This window comes from Microbacterium sp. ACRRU (assembly GCF_022346945.1).
Classification (GTDB): Bacteria; Actinomycetota; Actinomycetes; order Actinomycetales; family Microbacteriaceae; genus Microbacterium; species Microbacterium mcarthurae.
Genome location: NZ_JAKRNI010000047.1, coordinates 1 through 15,117 on the forward strand (window position 1 = coordinate 1; position 15,117 = coordinate 15,117).

General features: G+C 64.1%; 17 protein-coding genes. All 17 read right to left on the reverse strand.

Translation table 11 applies throughout. From position 1 onward, the window contains the following. Nucleotides 1–181: 181 nt before the first annotated feature. The 17 genes from ccsB to MHY30_RS14355 all read right to left on the reverse strand — a co-directional run bounded on the left by ccsB (nucleotide 182) and on the right by MHY30_RS14355 (nucleotide 14,836). Nucleotides 182–1,165: a c-type cytochrome biogenesis protein CcsB gene (gene ccsB / locus MHY30_RS14275; RefSeq protein WP_239278206.1), complete on the reverse strand. Its 984-nt coding sequence runs from the start codon at nucleotides 1,163–1,165 to the stop codon at nucleotides 182–184. A gap of 11 nt (nucleotides 1,166–1,176) precedes the next feature. After that, complete coding sequence (locus MHY30_RS14280; protein ID WP_308192667.1) at nucleotides 1,177–1,650, reverse strand: DUF4307 domain-containing protein; 474 nt, start codon at nucleotides 1,648–1,650, stop codon at nucleotides 1,177–1,179. Then, complete coding sequence (locus tag MHY30_RS14285; protein WP_239278227.1) at nucleotides 1,626–1,952, reverse strand: M23 family metallopeptidase; 327 nt, start codon at nucleotides 1,950–1,952, stop codon at nucleotides 1,626–1,628. Before MHY30_RS14285 ends, MHY30_RS14280 begins: the two co-directional genes overlap by 25 nt. A gap of 535 nt (nucleotides 1,953–2,487) precedes the next feature. Next, complete coding sequence (locus MHY30_RS14290) at nucleotides 2,488–3,153, reverse strand: copper resistance CopC family protein (RefSeq protein ID WP_083709108.1); 666 nt, start codon at nucleotides 3,151–3,153, stop codon at nucleotides 2,488–2,490. 749 nt (nucleotides 3,154–3,902) lie between these two features. Continuing rightward, on the reverse strand, nucleotides 3,903–5,468 hold the full coding sequence (gene lnt, locus MHY30_RS14295) for an apolipoprotein N-acyltransferase (RefSeq protein ID WP_239278247.1): 1,566 nt from the start codon (nucleotides 5,466–5,468) through the stop codon (nucleotides 3,903–3,905). Continuing rightward, a complete protein-coding gene (locus tag MHY30_RS14300; protein ID WP_076677849.1) occupies nucleotides 5,465–6,391 on the reverse strand; it encodes a cytochrome c oxidase assembly protein in 927 nt (308 codons plus the stop codon). Before MHY30_RS14300 ends, lnt begins: the two co-directional genes overlap by 4 nt. Before the next feature lie 10 nt (nucleotides 6,392–6,401). Further along, nucleotides 6,402–7,937 carry a cytochrome c biogenesis protein ResB gene (locus MHY30_RS14305; protein ID WP_278100885.1) on the reverse strand — a complete coding sequence of 512 codons (1,536 nt, stop codon included), beginning with the start codon at nucleotides 7,935–7,937 and terminating at the stop codon, nucleotides 6,402–6,404. 133 nt (nucleotides 7,938–8,070) lie between these two features. After that, the gene (locus tag MHY30_RS14310; protein WP_076677854.1) at nucleotides 8,071–8,838 is read right to left on the reverse strand and encodes a cytochrome c biogenesis CcdA family protein; all 768 of its coding nucleotides are present in this window, start codon (nucleotides 8,836–8,838) and stop codon (nucleotides 8,071–8,073) included. Next, nucleotides 8,835–9,422: a TlpA disulfide reductase family protein gene (locus tag MHY30_RS14315; protein WP_239278258.1), complete on the reverse strand. Its 588-nt coding sequence runs from the start codon at nucleotides 9,420–9,422 to the stop codon at nucleotides 8,835–8,837. The genes MHY30_RS14310 and MHY30_RS14315 overlap by 4 nt, the downstream gene beginning before the upstream one ends. After that, the gene (locus tag MHY30_RS14320; protein ID WP_076677858.1) at nucleotides 9,419–9,751 is read right to left on the reverse strand and encodes a DUF6804 family protein; all 333 of its coding nucleotides are present in this window, start codon (nucleotides 9,749–9,751) and stop codon (nucleotides 9,419–9,421) included. Before MHY30_RS14320 ends, MHY30_RS14315 begins: the two co-directional genes overlap by 4 nt. Continuing rightward, the gene (locus tag MHY30_RS14325) at nucleotides 9,748–10,290 is read right to left on the reverse strand and encodes a signal peptidase II (RefSeq protein ID WP_083709109.1); all 543 of its coding nucleotides are present in this window, start codon (nucleotides 10,288–10,290) and stop codon (nucleotides 9,748–9,750) included. The genes MHY30_RS14320 and MHY30_RS14325 overlap by 4 nt, the downstream gene beginning before the upstream one ends. A gap of 423 nt (nucleotides 10,291–10,713) precedes the next feature. Next, nucleotides 10,714–11,715, reverse strand: a complete 1,002-nt coding sequence (locus tag MHY30_RS14330; protein ID WP_076677860.1) for an NAD(P)/FAD-dependent oxidoreductase — start codon at nucleotides 11,713–11,715, stop codon at nucleotides 10,714–10,716. Then, the gene (locus MHY30_RS14335; protein ID WP_076677862.1) at nucleotides 11,715–12,383 is read right to left on the reverse strand and encodes a thioredoxin domain-containing protein; all 669 of its coding nucleotides are present in this window, start codon (nucleotides 12,381–12,383) and stop codon (nucleotides 11,715–11,717) included. The genes MHY30_RS14330 and MHY30_RS14335 overlap by 1 nt, the downstream gene beginning before the upstream one ends. A 79-nt stretch (nucleotides 12,384–12,462) precedes the next feature. Then, nucleotides 12,463–12,897: a hypothetical protein gene (locus MHY30_RS14340; RefSeq protein ID WP_076677865.1), complete on the reverse strand. Its 435-nt coding sequence runs from the start codon at nucleotides 12,895–12,897 to the stop codon at nucleotides 12,463–12,465. Nucleotides 12,898–13,008: 111 nt separating this feature from the next. Continuing rightward, the gene (locus MHY30_RS14345; protein WP_076677867.1) at nucleotides 13,009–13,950 is read right to left on the reverse strand and encodes a cation diffusion facilitator family transporter; all 942 of its coding nucleotides are present in this window, start codon (nucleotides 13,948–13,950) and stop codon (nucleotides 13,009–13,011) included. Then, nucleotides 13,950–14,330, reverse strand: a complete 381-nt coding sequence (locus tag MHY30_RS14350) for a helix-turn-helix transcriptional regulator (RefSeq protein ID WP_083709113.1) — start codon at nucleotides 14,328–14,330, stop codon at nucleotides 13,950–13,952. The genes MHY30_RS14345 and MHY30_RS14350 overlap by 1 nt, the downstream gene beginning before the upstream one ends. Nucleotides 14,331–14,593: 263 nt before the next feature. Then, nucleotides 14,594–14,836, reverse strand: a complete 243-nt coding sequence (locus MHY30_RS14355; protein WP_083709110.1) for a DUF305 domain-containing protein — start codon at nucleotides 14,834–14,836, stop codon at nucleotides 14,594–14,596. Between the last annotated feature and the right edge of the window lie 281 nt (nucleotides 14,837–15,117).

A 15,117-nucleotide genomic window follows, 5' to 3' on the forward strand; every position in this document is an offset into this window, starting at 1 on the left:
CCTGCTCCGGGGTGTGACGCTTCCTGCTGTTCGTCATGATCTGACCAGTCTCCCTGCCCGAACCCTCGGGCGACAGGACGACTCACACAACGACTGGACCTACAAGACGGGGTCAGTCCACCAGGTGACCCCACCGTCACCGTCGGGTGGGCGCGCCCAAGCTTGGCGCCGGAAGTAGGCATCAGTTCAGCCCCGAATAGGCATGCAGACCCTTAAAGAACATGTTCACGGCAGTGAAGTTGAATAGCACCGCAGCGAACCCGACGATGGACAGCCACGCAGAACGGTTACCGCGCCATCCACGGGTGGCACGGGCGTGGATGTACCCGGCGTACAGCACCCAGATGATGAAAGTCCACACCTCTTTGGTATCAAAACCCCAGAAGCGTCCCCAGGAGTCGTTTGCCCAGATGGCTCCGGCGATCAGGGTGAAGGTCCAGAAGATGAAGCCAATGATGGCGAACCGGTAAGCCAGGGCTTCCAGATCTTCAGAGGTGGGCAGGGTTCGAAGCAGGCCCCGCCGCGTGTTGACGGAGGGGCGATTCTCGCGCCGGTGTTGCAGAAGTTGCGTCACGGACAGGCCGCACGCGATGGCGAACAGCGCAGTCGCAAGGGAGGCCACGAAGACGTGGATGACAAGCCACACGCTTCGCAGCGGGTCCATCAGAGGGGTGACTTCGACGTAGAACGCCAAGGTCGCACCACCCAGAAGAAGGACGACCATCCCAAGCAAGAAGGAGCCGAGGAAACGCAGGTCGTACCACCGAAGGACGAAAAGGAACACGCCGACGATGAGAAGGGTGCCGGTGAGTGCGAATTCGTACATGTTCGCCCACGGCACACGAGCTGCGGCGATGCCTCGGAGGACATCCCCGCTCAGCTGCAGCGCGAATCCCAAAATGGTGAGGGCGGTTCCGATACGTGCCCATACGAGACGTTCGCGCTCACGTGGCGGCACTTGCAATTGCACCGCGGCCGCCGGGGGCGCCACCGGTGGAGCCACGTCCCCGACCGTCACGAGTTCCGCAGCGGGCGCCTCGACGCGAGACACGCGCACGGCAAGGTCGATGGCATACGCCGCAAAGGCGAGCGCGTAAACGCCGATGGCCGTCCACACCATCAGCAGGGACAGCCCATCAAGGGTGAGGGCGGATGATTCGGTCACGGGTGGAATCCTTAGATTGTCCAGCACTCTTTGACGGTGCCGGTGGTTGCCAGGGCGAGAGTCGGAACGCGCTCGGTGAAGGATCGAGTGGTCTCGGGGAAGGGGGCGTACTCGACGACCCGCCACCCCACGACGCCGAAATCCTCGTCCAGGGCTTGGATGGCGCACGCGAACCGTGCGCCGGAGGGAGGGGTGGCTTGAAAGGACACCGTCACAGCCCGCTCATCGACGACGAGGTAGCCGGTCTCGGCGATGGAGATGTCGTCCAAGCTATTTTGAAGTGTGATCCAGACCAGGTAGGCAATGGCAGCCACCGCGAACACAGCAACACTGATCCAGAAAGCTCGGCGACGCCAGGGAAGCGAAGTGCGGCCGTATCGATCGTCGAGTTTCTTTTGCAGTGCCGTTCGCTGCGGTGCGGCGCGGCGCCTGCCGCCGCGCTTTGTAATGGCGCGTTTAGTCACTGAGCATTCGCTTCCAACCACGCCAGGGAATCCACGGTGACGTCGTTGACGGACACCTCGAAATGCAAGTGGTTTGCGGTGGAGCGGCCTGTGCTTCCGACGAGTCCGAGGAGTTGGCCCGCCTGCACTTCCTGGCCGCTGCCGACCTGCCGAGTGTTGTACTGCATGTGCGGGTAGACGGCCCGGATACGTTGGCCGTTGACGACGGACTCAACGGTGACAGCGACGCCGTAGGCGCCATAGCTCTCGCTCGAGACATCGACTGTCCCGGCCACGGACGCGTAGATTGGCGTGCCGCCCGCGGTCACCATGTCGGTGCCCATGTGCGCCCCGCCTCTTGCTCCGAATTGGTCCGTGACTCTGAACGTCGAGGTCAATGGCCAGCGCACAACCCCGCTACCGGCGGCGAGGACGGGGACTGCGCGTTCAGCAGCGAAGGTGGTAGCGGGCCGAGCTGCGCGTGCTGCGGCGGCCGCGGCCGCCGCAGCCTCTCGCGCCTTTTTCTGATGAATTTCTTCCTGAGACGTCGCTGCGTAGCTCTGCCTGTCCAGGGGCGAAGCGGGGAGCGCGGAGGACACGGTGAATTGTTGTGAGTCGTCCGCAGCGGCTTGCTGCAAGGTCGGCTCGGAGTCCGTGACAGGTGAGGCCGCGTACGCCGGCAGCGCCAGAGGACACATGAGCGCCAGCGCCAACGCACTCGCAACAAGCGGGCGGGCGCGCATTGCGCGCGCGGCCTCAGGACCGTGGGAGCTCCGCGCCTCACGCATCCTGAACTCATCAGCGTGGCGCCGTTCCCTGCGCGTTAGAGGGCGTGACTGGTGTGTCGACCAAATCTCACTGCTCATTGACGGTGTTCCTTCACTGCCCCACCTGCTGCTGTCGTCGACGCCGTCCGGACGAGAAAAGCACAAGCGCCGCCGCGCCCAGAATGACGACAGCGACGCCAGTCACTAACAGCGGAAGACCGATTCCGCTCCGTGGCTCTTCGACCTCCGCCACGGCGTCTGCTGTCGCGCTTTGTTCTGGTGTCGACGAGATGGCCGGGCTCTGCTCAGATGAGGAGGGGGCACCCGTGGTTGCAGAGGGGTCCGGTTCGGCGGACGCCGTGGGCGTTACGGGAGCGTCAACCGTGAACGCGTACTCACCGCTGATGGGGTGACCGTCGCTGGAGACCACGCGCCATCGCACCGTGACTACGCCTGGAGACGTGACTGGCTTCACTGCCTGGGTCACCGTCGTGTCAGCGACGACCGGAGGCGTCAGTGCAACGTTCGCTCCTGAGGAGTCAATCACTTCGACCGCGATGGCGCTGGAGGCGTCGAAGACCTCCCCGCTGTATGTCATTGACACCTCAGCGGGCGTCGCTGAGACGACTGAGTCCGCTGCTGGGGAGGACTGGACCAAAGCGTCGTGAGCACGAGCCGGCGGCGAACCGGGTAGAACGAACATCAGGGATAGTGCCGTCACGGCAATGCCGGCGGCTGCGAACCAGCGAGGCGAACGGGGGGCGAAAAGTGTGTGCATGGCGTCTTTCAGTGGGACTGCGGCGCCCGGGGATTGGGCGCCCACGGCAGTCGTCGAGCGTCGGATCAGAAACGCTCCGAGTGCACCTGTACGGCCGCGCCCGAAGGGGTGGGAAGTTGCGTTCGACTACAACTTCGTTGGCGTCAGATCAGCCGAGAAGGTGTGATTTTCGGAGCCCCGGTACGGGTCAGGTCCGTGAGAGAGACAGTTCGGTCAAGCTCAGCGTCGTGGTGTGTGAGCGGACGGTACGTAAAACGTGAGGCTGATCGCGTCGAGGTGAGCGGATGACATTGAGATTCGACCGCATGAGACGGAAGCGATGCTCCAGCAGCATTCCCGCCACACACACGCCTACCAGGCATAGCGCTACGGCCGCCGCTGGGAGAGCCTGCGTCAGGCTGTTGACAACGTCACCGGCGGGCTCATCGAGGACTGTTCGACTACCTTGATCGCTCTCCCACGTGTGGGTCGCGGACGCCGCATCGGAGGTCGTGGAAGCATCAGAGTGGCTGCTTGACCATACAGCGAGCAGACACATCAAGATTAGGACGAGGCTGGCGATGATCCTCATTCTCACGACGGAGGCGGTACTGGCCCCAAGTGGGGCGCGTCCCGTGCTTACCGGCATCGCAGCGATGGTACCAATCCGAACTGGCCGTCACAGCCAAGCCGGGGCAGCCTGGCATCGGAGGCCAAGCGTGCGCTGCTCGCGCGGGGTGCGCGATGCGGTCTGCCGTTTGTCCAGCTCATCACCGTTTCCGCGCACGAACGTGGATGCGCAGACGAACGCACAACAGCACACCGGCCGATGCAACGACCATGGCAATTTCGATGGTGGGGCTGAGCCAGCTCGCCGGCGTGATCCCCGCCCGTAGCGGCACCTCGCTCACTCGGCCAGCGGCCGTGTCCACCCCGATGGTCTCTTCGGTCGACCCATCGGGGTTGATCACTTGGCTTGTTCCCACGGTGGAGACGTTGACCACTGCGCGCCCGGTTTCGATGGCTCGCATTCGCGCGATGGCGAGCTGCTGCACGTTCTCGTCTGTTCCGCGGAAGTCGGCGTTGTTTGTCTGGAAGATGTAGACCTGCGCGCCTTGCCGTGCTGCATCGAAGATCACGTCGTCGTAGATGACGTCGAAACAGATCGCCAGCCCGACGCGGGTGCCTCCTATATCCATCACTGGCGCCGATCTGCCTGGGGTGTACTCCCTCTGGATCAGACTGACAAGGTCAGGTGCGAGACGTTCAAACAGCCACCGGTCGGGCACGTATTCGCCGAACGGGACGGGGTTGAGTTTGTCGTAGCTCTGCTCGCTACCGTCCGTCGTCCACAGCATGGTTGAGTTGAACGTTTGCTCGCCTCTCGTGGTTGCGGCGTTCATTAGGAGCGGGGCACCGTACGCGGCGGAGATTTCACTCAGCACTCGACGTGTGGGTTCTGAAGACGCCGGGTCGATGTCCACGGAGCCCTCTGGCCAGGCGAGCACGTCCATCTGCTGGCCCCGAATCGTTTTCGATGTTGATGCTTGGGCTCGGAGCATGTCGCCTTCGTTGCGGTCGTCGAAATAGCCTGCCGGCCCGTTGCCTTGGACCCACCCGACGGTGAACGTTCCGATACTCCGGGTGGCGTACTGGGGTGTGACCGCCATGAGCAGGACTCCCACGAGCGCCGGCACGCCGGCACGCAGAGTGCGACGCCCCGGTCTGAGGGCCTGCACGAGGGCGGCGCACACGCCCACGACGAGGAAGGTCACACCCGTCGTTCCCACCCAGGACGCCACTTCAGGAAATGGTCCCGACACTTGCGTCATTCCTACCCGTGCCCAGGGGAAGCCCGAGTACGGCCACATTCCGACAAGTACTTCCCGCGCGGCCCACAGGGCTGCTACCAGCGCGGGGATACCCAGCAGGTCTAAGGCCCCGCCGAGCCTACGTACCTTCACCCAACGGTAGGTGAGGGTGATGGTTATGCTGCTGACACCGATCAGGACTGTCTGCAGGGCGCTGAGGGCCAACCAGGGCACTGGTCCGAGGAATTGCGCCACCCATACGAGGTGGGCAAGGTTGAACACGGCCCCGAAGACGCAACCCACGACGAAGGAAGCGAGCGTGCCTCTTCCGAGGAGAGCCGCGAGCAGGATCGTCACGCTCACGAAAGCAAGCGGCCACCATCCGAGGTCCGGTGTGGCCGCATCCATCAGCAACCCCGCCGCTGCCGCCAAGGGCAACGCCGCCGTCACGGGCAAGGAATCCGTGCCGCTGGTCCACATAGAGGGCATGCGCAGCGCGCCGGTTGCCCCTCGAAGTGCTGTCATGCGGACCCGCCTTTCTCTAGACGGCGCAGGTACTCGTTGTACTCGTCGAGCTCTGGATCCCCGTGCGCGTCCGCCCATCTGCTTGCGGCGGCGTCACGAACGGAGTCGTGCCGGAACCACCGGTGCATCACGATCAGGATCATGATGAGTGTGGGCGCCTCGCCATAGGACCATGCAAGACCGCCGGCTACGCGTTGGTCCTCGATGGGGTCGATCCCTAGGGCAATGGTCGATTCAGCGAATGTTCCTACTACCAGACTGGTCGCCATCATGAGGAACACCCCGAAGAAGGCGTGCAACGCTGCCTCAGCGAAAAGGTCGAGTGCCCGTCCTCCGTGGCTCATGCGGACCGGTAGTGGATCTGTGGAGAGCACCGGGATGGTGAACAGGATCCCGCTGATCAGGAACGCCGATTCTAAGGCGGTGTGACCGCCGGGGAGGGCTAGGACGGGATCGAGCAGATCTGCGATGTACAGGCCGTAGAAGGCCGCGAGGTAGGCGGGTAACGCGACCCAGGGGCTTAGGGCCCATCTTGACCCTCGCCACCGCAACGCGCCGTGCGCCACTTTGAGGACACTTTTTCCGACGCCGCGGTGCGGGGTGGCACGCAGCAGAAGGGTTCCCGGGGAACCGAGCACGAGCAGCGGTGGGATGGCCATCATCAATGTCAGCTGCTGAAACATGAACACCGAAAGCAGGGCTTTGCCGTAGTCCTCTACAGCGAGGCCGGTGACGGCGGCGAGGGCTGCGCAGCCGGAGACGAAGCTCACCGTGCGCAACACCGACCACCGTCGATGCTGCCGCCACAGACGCAGCGCCCCGAGGAGGTAGATGGTGGCCATCACCGTTGCGGCGCCCGGCAAAAGGGTAAAGGGGTGCGCTGCGGGCAGCAGGTAGTCGCCAAGGTCGAGGGGGGCGTTCATAGCTGTGGACCTATCGTGGCTGCGCGGCCGTATTCGCCCGCTCACACACTTCTGTGTGAGCCTCCGCTAGGTGCTGGACCGCGCGGGCAAGCCCCGGGTCGTCTCCTCGGGCGAGGGCGGCGTACTCCACGTGGATCGTCGAGTCGGTTGTGGTCGCCGAGTGGTGGACTTTCACCCAGATTCGGCGGCGAGGTATGAGAAGTCCGGTGAACAGCCCGACGCAGGCCAGCACAGAGAACGCGAGGACCCAGCCGCTGCTGGGGTCGCGTTGGATCTGCAGGGACGCGAACCGTTTCACCGGAGCACCGTCGGCTTCCTCCCAGGTGATGGTGCCCCACCCGTTGGGCAGCGCACCGGTGGTACCGGGCCTGAGTTCAATGGATTCCTGTCCGGTGTTGCCGCCGGTGAGCTGGGTGAGTTGGTCAACTTCCAGGGCGTAGACGGAACGGGGGGTTCCATCGTCGATGCCCAGGTCGCCTGCGAATGCGTTGAGGGTGATGACGGGGTTGATTACGTCGGGGTAGATCGAGGTGGCGGCACCTGAGGGCAAGGTGTCCTGTGTGGGGTAGAAAAAGCCGATCAGCCCGAGCTGCTGCGGCAAGCCATCCGGAACTTTCACGACGCCTAGTGAGGTCATGTTGGAGTCTTGCGGGAGGAAGGGTAGTGAGTCGCTATAAACGATCTGACCTTCCGCGTCACGGATGGTGAGGGTAGGCGCGTAACCGTTTCCGAGGAGATGGATGCGGTCGGTCCCTACAGTGATGGGGTAGTTGACGACCACCCGCTCGGTTCGGTCGTCTGCTCCGGGGGATCTGATCGTGACGTTGGCGGCGAAGTCGCCCGCTTGCCCACCGCCAGGGGAGCCTGCTGGCTGGTAGGTGACGTCGAAACGGTCCAGCGTGAGGGAGTACGGCGTCAGGTTGGATCCGTCCGCGAAACGGCCGGGGTCGAAGGAGGAGAAGTCGCTGAGGGTGTTGACGAAGGTTGTCCCCTCCACCACGACGCGCTGGCCGGTGTAGGCGAACGCCTTGCCGACGACGACGGAGACGAGCACGCCGACCAGGGCGATGTGAAAGAGCAGGTTGCCGGTCTCGCGGAGGTACCCGCGTTCGGCCGAAACGGAGGTCCACCCCTTCCCGTCGTAGCGGCGGACGCGATAGCGACGCCGGGCGAGTTCTGTTTCGGCAAGATCCAAAGCTGCCGCGGGGGTGAGATGCTCGCCGGGGATGGCTCGCTCGAGGTGTTCGGGGAGTCGAGCGAACCGGATGGGTGTGCGCGGCGGTTGTCCTTTGAGAGCGCGGTAGTGGTGTTTCGCCCGCGGGATGACGCACCCGATGAGGGATACGAACAGCAGCAGATAAATGGACGAGAACCAGGGCGAGTAGTAAACGTCGAACAATCCGACGGCGTCGAGGAACGGGAACCACTCGGGGTTGTTGCGCTCCCATTGGATGACGCCGTTGGGGTCGGCGCCTCGTTGAGGAAACAGTGAGCCGGGTACTGCGGCCAGGGCGAGGGAGAGCAGGAGGATGAGCGCGGTGCGCATGCTGGTGAGCTGGCGCCATGTCCAGCGGAGCCACCCTTTGCCATCCAGCTTTACCTGTGGGCCGTCTTGATCGTTCGGGGCCCCGTCAGGATGGTCCGCCGGCCGCCGCGGGTCTGAATCGACGTGGCGGGTATCAGAGCGGGAGGGGGACATTGATTACCACCTGTTGCAGAAGTGACATGAGCGAGGTCCACACGCCCGTCACCATGAGCAGCCCGAGCAGGATGAGCACGGCGCCTCCGATGAGGTTGAGTGTGCGGATGTGAGTGCGGAGGACTGTGACGGACCGCGCAGCCCACCCCCATCCGAGCGCCAGTACGAGGAAGGGCACTCCGAGGCCGAGTGAGTAAGACAGACCGAGGAGCCCGGCTCGGGCGGGGTCACCAAGGTTCCACGACACGGACAGGATTGCTGCGAGTGTGGGGCCAATGCACGGTGTCCAGCCGACACCAAGTGAGAACCCGAGAAGCGGAGCGCCGACGAGCCCGGCTCGACGACGGAGGGTCGGACGCATGCCACGCTGTCCAAGCCGGATTGCGCCTGTGAAGACCAGCCCCAGGACGATGTTCACAATGCCGAAGACGCGGGTAAGGAGATCGGCGTAGCGCGAGAGCGCCACCCCGAAGAATCCCCCCAAGACGGTCACGGCGACGAAGACCACAGTAAATCCGGCGATGAAGAGCAGGACGCCTGCTACGAGCCGCGGGCGTGTGGTGACCGTCGTCGCACCGTCTCCTCCGGTTGTGGAGGTGGGAGGGGCGGCCACACCTCCGAGGTACCCGAGGTAGCCGGGCACCAGCGGTAGGACACAGGGCGATAGGAAGGAGATGAGACCGGCGACCAGGGCGAGGGGGATGGCAAGCCAGAGTGCGCCGTCGACGACGAGCGCCCCGGCGCTCATGGTCTCTCCGCCAGCGTGTCCGCGACGATGGTGGACAGGATGGACGCGCTGGGAAGTTGGCCGATGATGCGGGCGGCGAGGCGACCCTGGCGGTCCATTACGAGCGTTGTGGGTGTGGCCTGGATCGGGGTGAGTTGCGCGAAGGCGAGTTTCACCTGACCGTCATTGACGTCGATGACGCTGGGATAGGTGACGTTGTTCTCGCGCGCGAAAGAGAGTGCTGTCTCAGCTTGGTCGTAGGTGTTCACTCCGAGGAAGTCGACTTCCTCGTTCTGGAAGCGCAGAAAGACCTCCTCGAGCATGGGAGCCTCGACGATGCACGGTCCGCAGGCGGCGTACCAGAAGTTCACCACGAGCACCTCACCTCGGTAGTCGTCGCTGGTGACGGTTTCACCGGTTTCGATGACGCCTTCGAACTGAACGGGTTCGCCTCTGTCCGACGCGGCAATCTCGGCCACTTGGAAATTCCCATCGGAGAACGATGCGCCCGCGCCGGCGTCCGTTGTTTGGGTCGTGGCGGTGCAACCGCTCATCACGCCGACGATGATGAGCGCCGTGCCGAGGGCGAGGAGTTTGCGATTCATGCCCGCTCCCTCTTGATGATGGCTCCCGCGACAAGGAAGACGACTGCGGCTGCGGGTTGCGCCGCGGTCCAGACAACACCTTCAGCGGGGATGGGGAGCACCGGGTTCCATGCCACCGCGATCACAGCAAACACCGGCACCCACCACAGCTGCCGCTCCTGGTAGGCGAACGAGGCGACGATGAGCGCCAAGATTGCCACGATGAAGCGCACAAGCGTGAACCAGCCGCTGTCCAGCAGCGCTGGCGCCACGAACAGGGCGGCTGCGGCGATCAGACCGGGGGCGAGGGCGTTTCGTTGATACCGAGATGGCGTCTTGGTCTTTTTCATTGCTTGTCCTCCGGGGGAACCCCGAACGTGGGTGGTGTGGCAGGCGCGACCTTGGTGCCACTGTGGGCGCGTTGGCGGAGCATCAGCATCACTGCAACCGCTATCGCTCCAGCGGCGAGGAAGACGTCTGCCAAGTTGCCGATGAACAGACGCCCGTATGCAAGGAAGTCGGTGACGTGGCCGATTGCGAATCCTGGCGGCGACATGAAACGGTCGATGAGGTTGCCGACAGCTCCACCGAGGAATAGCCCCACACCACCCGCCCATCCCACCGTTCGCGCGCGGGCCGCCAGGACGAAAAGCCCGGCAACGGCTGCCACGCCTATCAAGGTGAGAACCCAGGTCATGCCCGAGCCCGTTCCCAGCACCGCGCCGGGGTTGAAGGCGAGTTGCAGACCGAATGCGTCCCCAATAATGGGCACCCGTCTCCCGTCGGCAAGCGCAGTCAGGGCGATGGCTTTACTGAACTGGTCTATCAACACCGCGGCCGCTGCCACCATGCAGGCGACGGCGAACGGCCGCGTCTTCTCAGCGGTCACCTTCTTGGCCCTTCCGGAGGTGGCGGGTTCGCCGCGCTGTGACCAGAAGCGTGACCAGCGCTCCGCCGAGAATCATCGCCACCGCGGAGACTCCCAGCACGGGAGCGACCTCGCCACCGCCGGTGGGCACTCCTCGACCGTCCGCGCGTGGGGTGGCCGTGGAATGAGGATGGGTCTGGTGCCCAGGTGATGGAGTCTCGGAGCTCGTTACGGTGGTTCCTGAACGTTCGACGCTCAGAGGCGCAGTGGTGAAGCTGACATCCATGGCCGAGCTCAGCGCCGGGGCCACGACAGCAAAGGTCGGCGCGGCGGGTCCTGCAACGATGAGGGCGGCGCTAAGAGCGACAGTGGCGCACAGCGTCACCGTGACCTGCGTTGCGCGATGGCGAGGTCTGGATACGAGGAAGAATCTCATTGGTCTTTTCAAGGTCGGGCGTAGATGAATCGGGCAATACGAGCCGCGTCCGTCCATACCCCGGGAAGGGTGTTAGCTCTGGCCTGGCTGTGCACGGGGATTCCGGCAACGAACAGACCGGGTAGCGTCGTCGCGGTGGGGATGCGTCGCTGAAGCTGCGGCTGCGTGGGCAACCACTCGTCGCCCGCTTCGTACCCGGTGGCGAACACGACTGACTGGTAGGCCTGCCGGTAGCCATCCGCGAAGGCGAACTTGGCCCCGTCCACCCCAATCGTCTCGGCTCGAATGGAGACGCCTTTATCTCGGAGGGCGTCGTAGAGGGGTTCTGGGGCGATCTTCACGCGCCGCCACGGTGAGACGCGCGGCTGGGTGGGGAATTGCCGCGGATGCGCTTCAGCCCGTCGGGTGCGGACCGCCAGAGTGACGTCGTGCGACTTCGCGAGGTCGGAAGCAACTTCCGTCCCGGCGATACCACCGCCGACAATAAGTACCCGGCCTCGCGGAATCTGCTCGGGTGTTCTGTAGGCGTTGGTGTGCATCTGTACTCCTTCGACTTCGGCGTCCGCGGCCCATTTCGGAAATCGGGGACGTGCTGCGGCGCCGGTAGCGCACACGACGTTGCGGGTCTGCACTTCGCCAACCGTGGTGCTCAAGAGCAGGGTTGGGCCGTTGCCGTGGCGAGTCACGGCGAGGGCCTGGACACCCCAGACGGGGTTTACCCCGAGCTCCGCTTCGAATCTGTGTAGATAGCCTTCGATGTCTCCCGGGGTGGGGTACCGATACGGGTCACCCTCCAGTGGTCTGCGGGGGAAGCTGGAGTGCTCAGCATTGCTGAGCAACCGCATAGAAGGCCAGCGCGCACTCCACGTGCGTTGTCCCCGCGCGGAACTGTCGATGACCACGAAGTCACGCTGCGGTTCCATGCCGCGAGCGATCAGTGCCGCTGCAGTTGCCAATCCAGCCTGCCCTGCGCCCACGATGATGACTCGTCGGTGTGACAGGCCCGCCACTAGGGGGTGCCGTCCAAGCGGGTGGTGATGGCACTTTCAAGGTCGTTCCATCGTTCAATGACAAGAGGTTCGCCGTCGACGAAGAACGTAGGGGTTCGGTCCACGCCGAGGGCGCGTCCGTCGTCGAGGTCGGATCGAACGCGCTCGAGAGTGGCAGGGTCGGCGACAGCTTCGTCGTAGGCCGTCATATCCAAGCCCAACTCGGTCGCGTACGAGCGGAACAGCTCCGCTTGGCTTTGCTGAGACTCCCCCCACTGTGCTTGCGTCTCAAAGAGACGGTTGTACATGTCTTCGAAGCGTCCCTGGGCTGCCGCGGCCTCCGCAGCGACCGCTGAGTTTTCGGAGTTGATGTGGCCGGGAAGGGGGAAGTAGCGAACGACGTAGTTGATCTGTCCCTCATACTTCACACGAAGCTCTTCGACGACGGGGTAGTAGGCGCCGCAGGCTTCGCACTCGAAGTCCAAGAACTCCACGATGGTGATGGCGCCGTCGCCGGCGTCGTCGAGGACGTGGGAGTCGTCTCTAACAACCGCTATCGACCCTCCTCCCCGTTCCTCGGCGGCAACGCGGGTGTTGTTCTGATCGACTAGGACATAGATGACAGCCCCCGCGACGACCGCGACGGCGACGGCGGCGGTAATGACCGTCGCCTTCCAGTTGATTTTCATGGGTACTCCAACACTTGACGGCACAAGAAAAGCCCGGGTTGCCCGGGATGAGTGTCGCCGCGGGGGCGACGTGCCGATGTCAGGTTCTAGAGATACCCAGTTGCGCGATTGTGAGGGCGTGGCCCTCAGGCCTGCCGGACACCGGGTGGATCAAAGACGGCGGGAGGGCGCGCCAGACGAGTGTGATCCCAGCCGGTCCGCGGCGCACCAGGAGATGAACAACGAGGTACAGCACGAATCCGCAGACGACGCCGAGAACGCACAGCGCCATTCCGGGCGATACGTCGTACACGCTCGCCTCGACGATAGAGGTAGCGACGGGTGCGGCCGGGTCGTGCGGCGCAGTGTCAGATGCCGTCGCGACCACACCGCTTACCGGGGCGTTGTCGCCATGGTTGAGGGCCACGACTCCGAGCAGCAGGAGGGCCCCGAGGGCGATGATGGTAATGAGTCGCGTTATCGCTCCGTGCTCTTTCGCCAGCGCTGAGCGCCGGGCGTGAGCGTCGGTATACATCAGCAGCCAGTGTACGGAGAGGTTCTGGGCGAATGGCTGGGAACGGCCGACGGTGTGCCGATATGCGATCGGGCTGCGAACACGCCCGTTCGAGCGGTTCGGCGCCCGCGATTAAGCGTGACGGACATCCCCGGGTTCCGAATCTTGCAGGTCGGCTGTCTCAATCTGGAAGGTGGAGTGCAGCACGGACACCTCGAAGTGTTGAGCCACACATGCTCTGACGTCCTTGAGGACAGCGGCTGCGTGTCCGTCCGTGAAGCATTCGTCTTCAACCACGACATGCGCGCTGATTGTCGGCAGGCCGGTGGCGACTGTCGAGGCGTGTAGGTCATGGACGTCTATGACGTGGTCGAGTTGGAGAATGTGAGATCTCACATCGTCCAAGTCCAAACCGTCGGGGGTGAACTCCATCAACACCGACGACGTCTCGCGTAGCAACTTGAACGCACGCGGCACGATGAGAGCGGCGATGAAAAGACCGGCGATGGCGTCCGCTTGAAAGAAACCCGTCGTCCAGATGACGACAGCCGCGACGATAACCCCCAGTGATCCCAGCGCGTCATTCAGCACTTCCAGATACGCTGCCCGCATGTTGAAGTTAGCTCCGCGACTGGAAGACAGCACGAAGATGGCGATGACGTTCGCGACTAACCCAACGACTCCAAAACCCAGCAGTTCCGCAGCTGGCACCTCCGGGGGCTCGAAGAGCCGGCGTACCCCCTCGATGGCTGTGTAACCCCCTACCGCCATCAACAGAGCCGCTTGCCCGAAGGCAGCGATAACTTCGATGCGACGGAACCCCCACGTGCGTCGCGCACTAGCCGGCCGCAGCACCAGCGTCGCGGCGATGAGTGCAACGAGAAGTCCGGATGCGTCAGTGAGTGCGTGGGCCGTGTCCGTGAGGAGGGCAAGACTGCCGGTAAAGAAGGATCCAACCGCTTGAGTCACGGCGATTGCCGCGGTGATTGCAAACGCAATCCAGAGACGCGCCCGATGGTCGGTCGGATGCCCGGCCGCGCCGGTAGACGGTGCGTGCGTGTGACCGGCGCCCATCAGGCCGCGTCCGTTCCAAGGGCGAAGTCTTCACCAGGCTGATGAAGGTGAGCGCATAGCGTGACACGCGTGCCGGTGTCTCTCAGCAGGAGTTCGGCGGCGTTAATGAGAGCCGCAGTCGCCACAGGTTGCGCAAGATCGAACCAGGAAGCCCGACCCTCCGAGCGAACAGTGACTAGTCGGCAGTCCCGCAGGAAGCTGAGGTGCTTACTTACGGTTGATTGCGCCAATCCGAGGTGCTGGACGAGATCCCGGACGCGATGCTCGCCGGACGCCAGATGCTGGAGAACCGCCAATCGCGTGGGGTCCCCAAGCGCGTCGAATAGGTGCGCGTACACAGCGGTCGCGTCAGGATCGAGTAGACCACCCTCTTTATTCATCGCCACATAGCGATGATATCGTCAAATGCCGTGTCCGTCACGTCTGCATCCAACTGGGAACCATGCTCATTCTCGCCGGATCAGTGGGCCACCCGAATGCTCGCCCACAGAGCAAGCGCGACGATTGCGGTGAGGGTGGTGAAGGACAAGGCGCGGGGCCGGAGACCGGCGCGCGGTGGTAGTTGTAGTCGCGCCACAGGGTGCGTTTCGTCTGATCAGGTGGTGGGGCGCGGTGGGCTTTCCGCGCCCCACCCCGGGCGGGATCAGAGAGTGGCGAGAAGCTCCTCCATCGTGGCGATCTCGGAGGTCTGCGCCTCGATGATGGTGTTGGCGAGTGCGACGGCGTCGCTGTTCTGGCCGTTGGTCGCTTCTTCCAGGGCCATGTCGATGGCACCGCGGTGGTGCTCGATCATCTGCTGGAGGAACAGCCGGGCGGCGTCGGTTCCGGTGGCCTGCTTGAGCGATTGCATGTCGTCTTCGCTCATCATGCCGCCGCCGTGGTCCATGCTGCCGGTGGCGGGATCAACGGCTCATGACCGTCAACGGGGCGTGAGGGCCGCGCGTGGTACAGGTTTGGTCTCCGATGTCTCAGCTGCAGCGCTCCCCCGAGCCGGGGGTGTGGCTCGTCTTCGACCGCAGCAGACGAATCGCGATTGTGCGCGTGGTGGAGCCTGCCCCGCTTTTCCGGACACCTGAGTTGAGGCGATGATCGTCTCGGAAGGAGTCCGTGAGATGCCTGCTGCTCACCCACCGGAGTTCCGGCGTCGAGCCCTCGACCTCGTCGCCC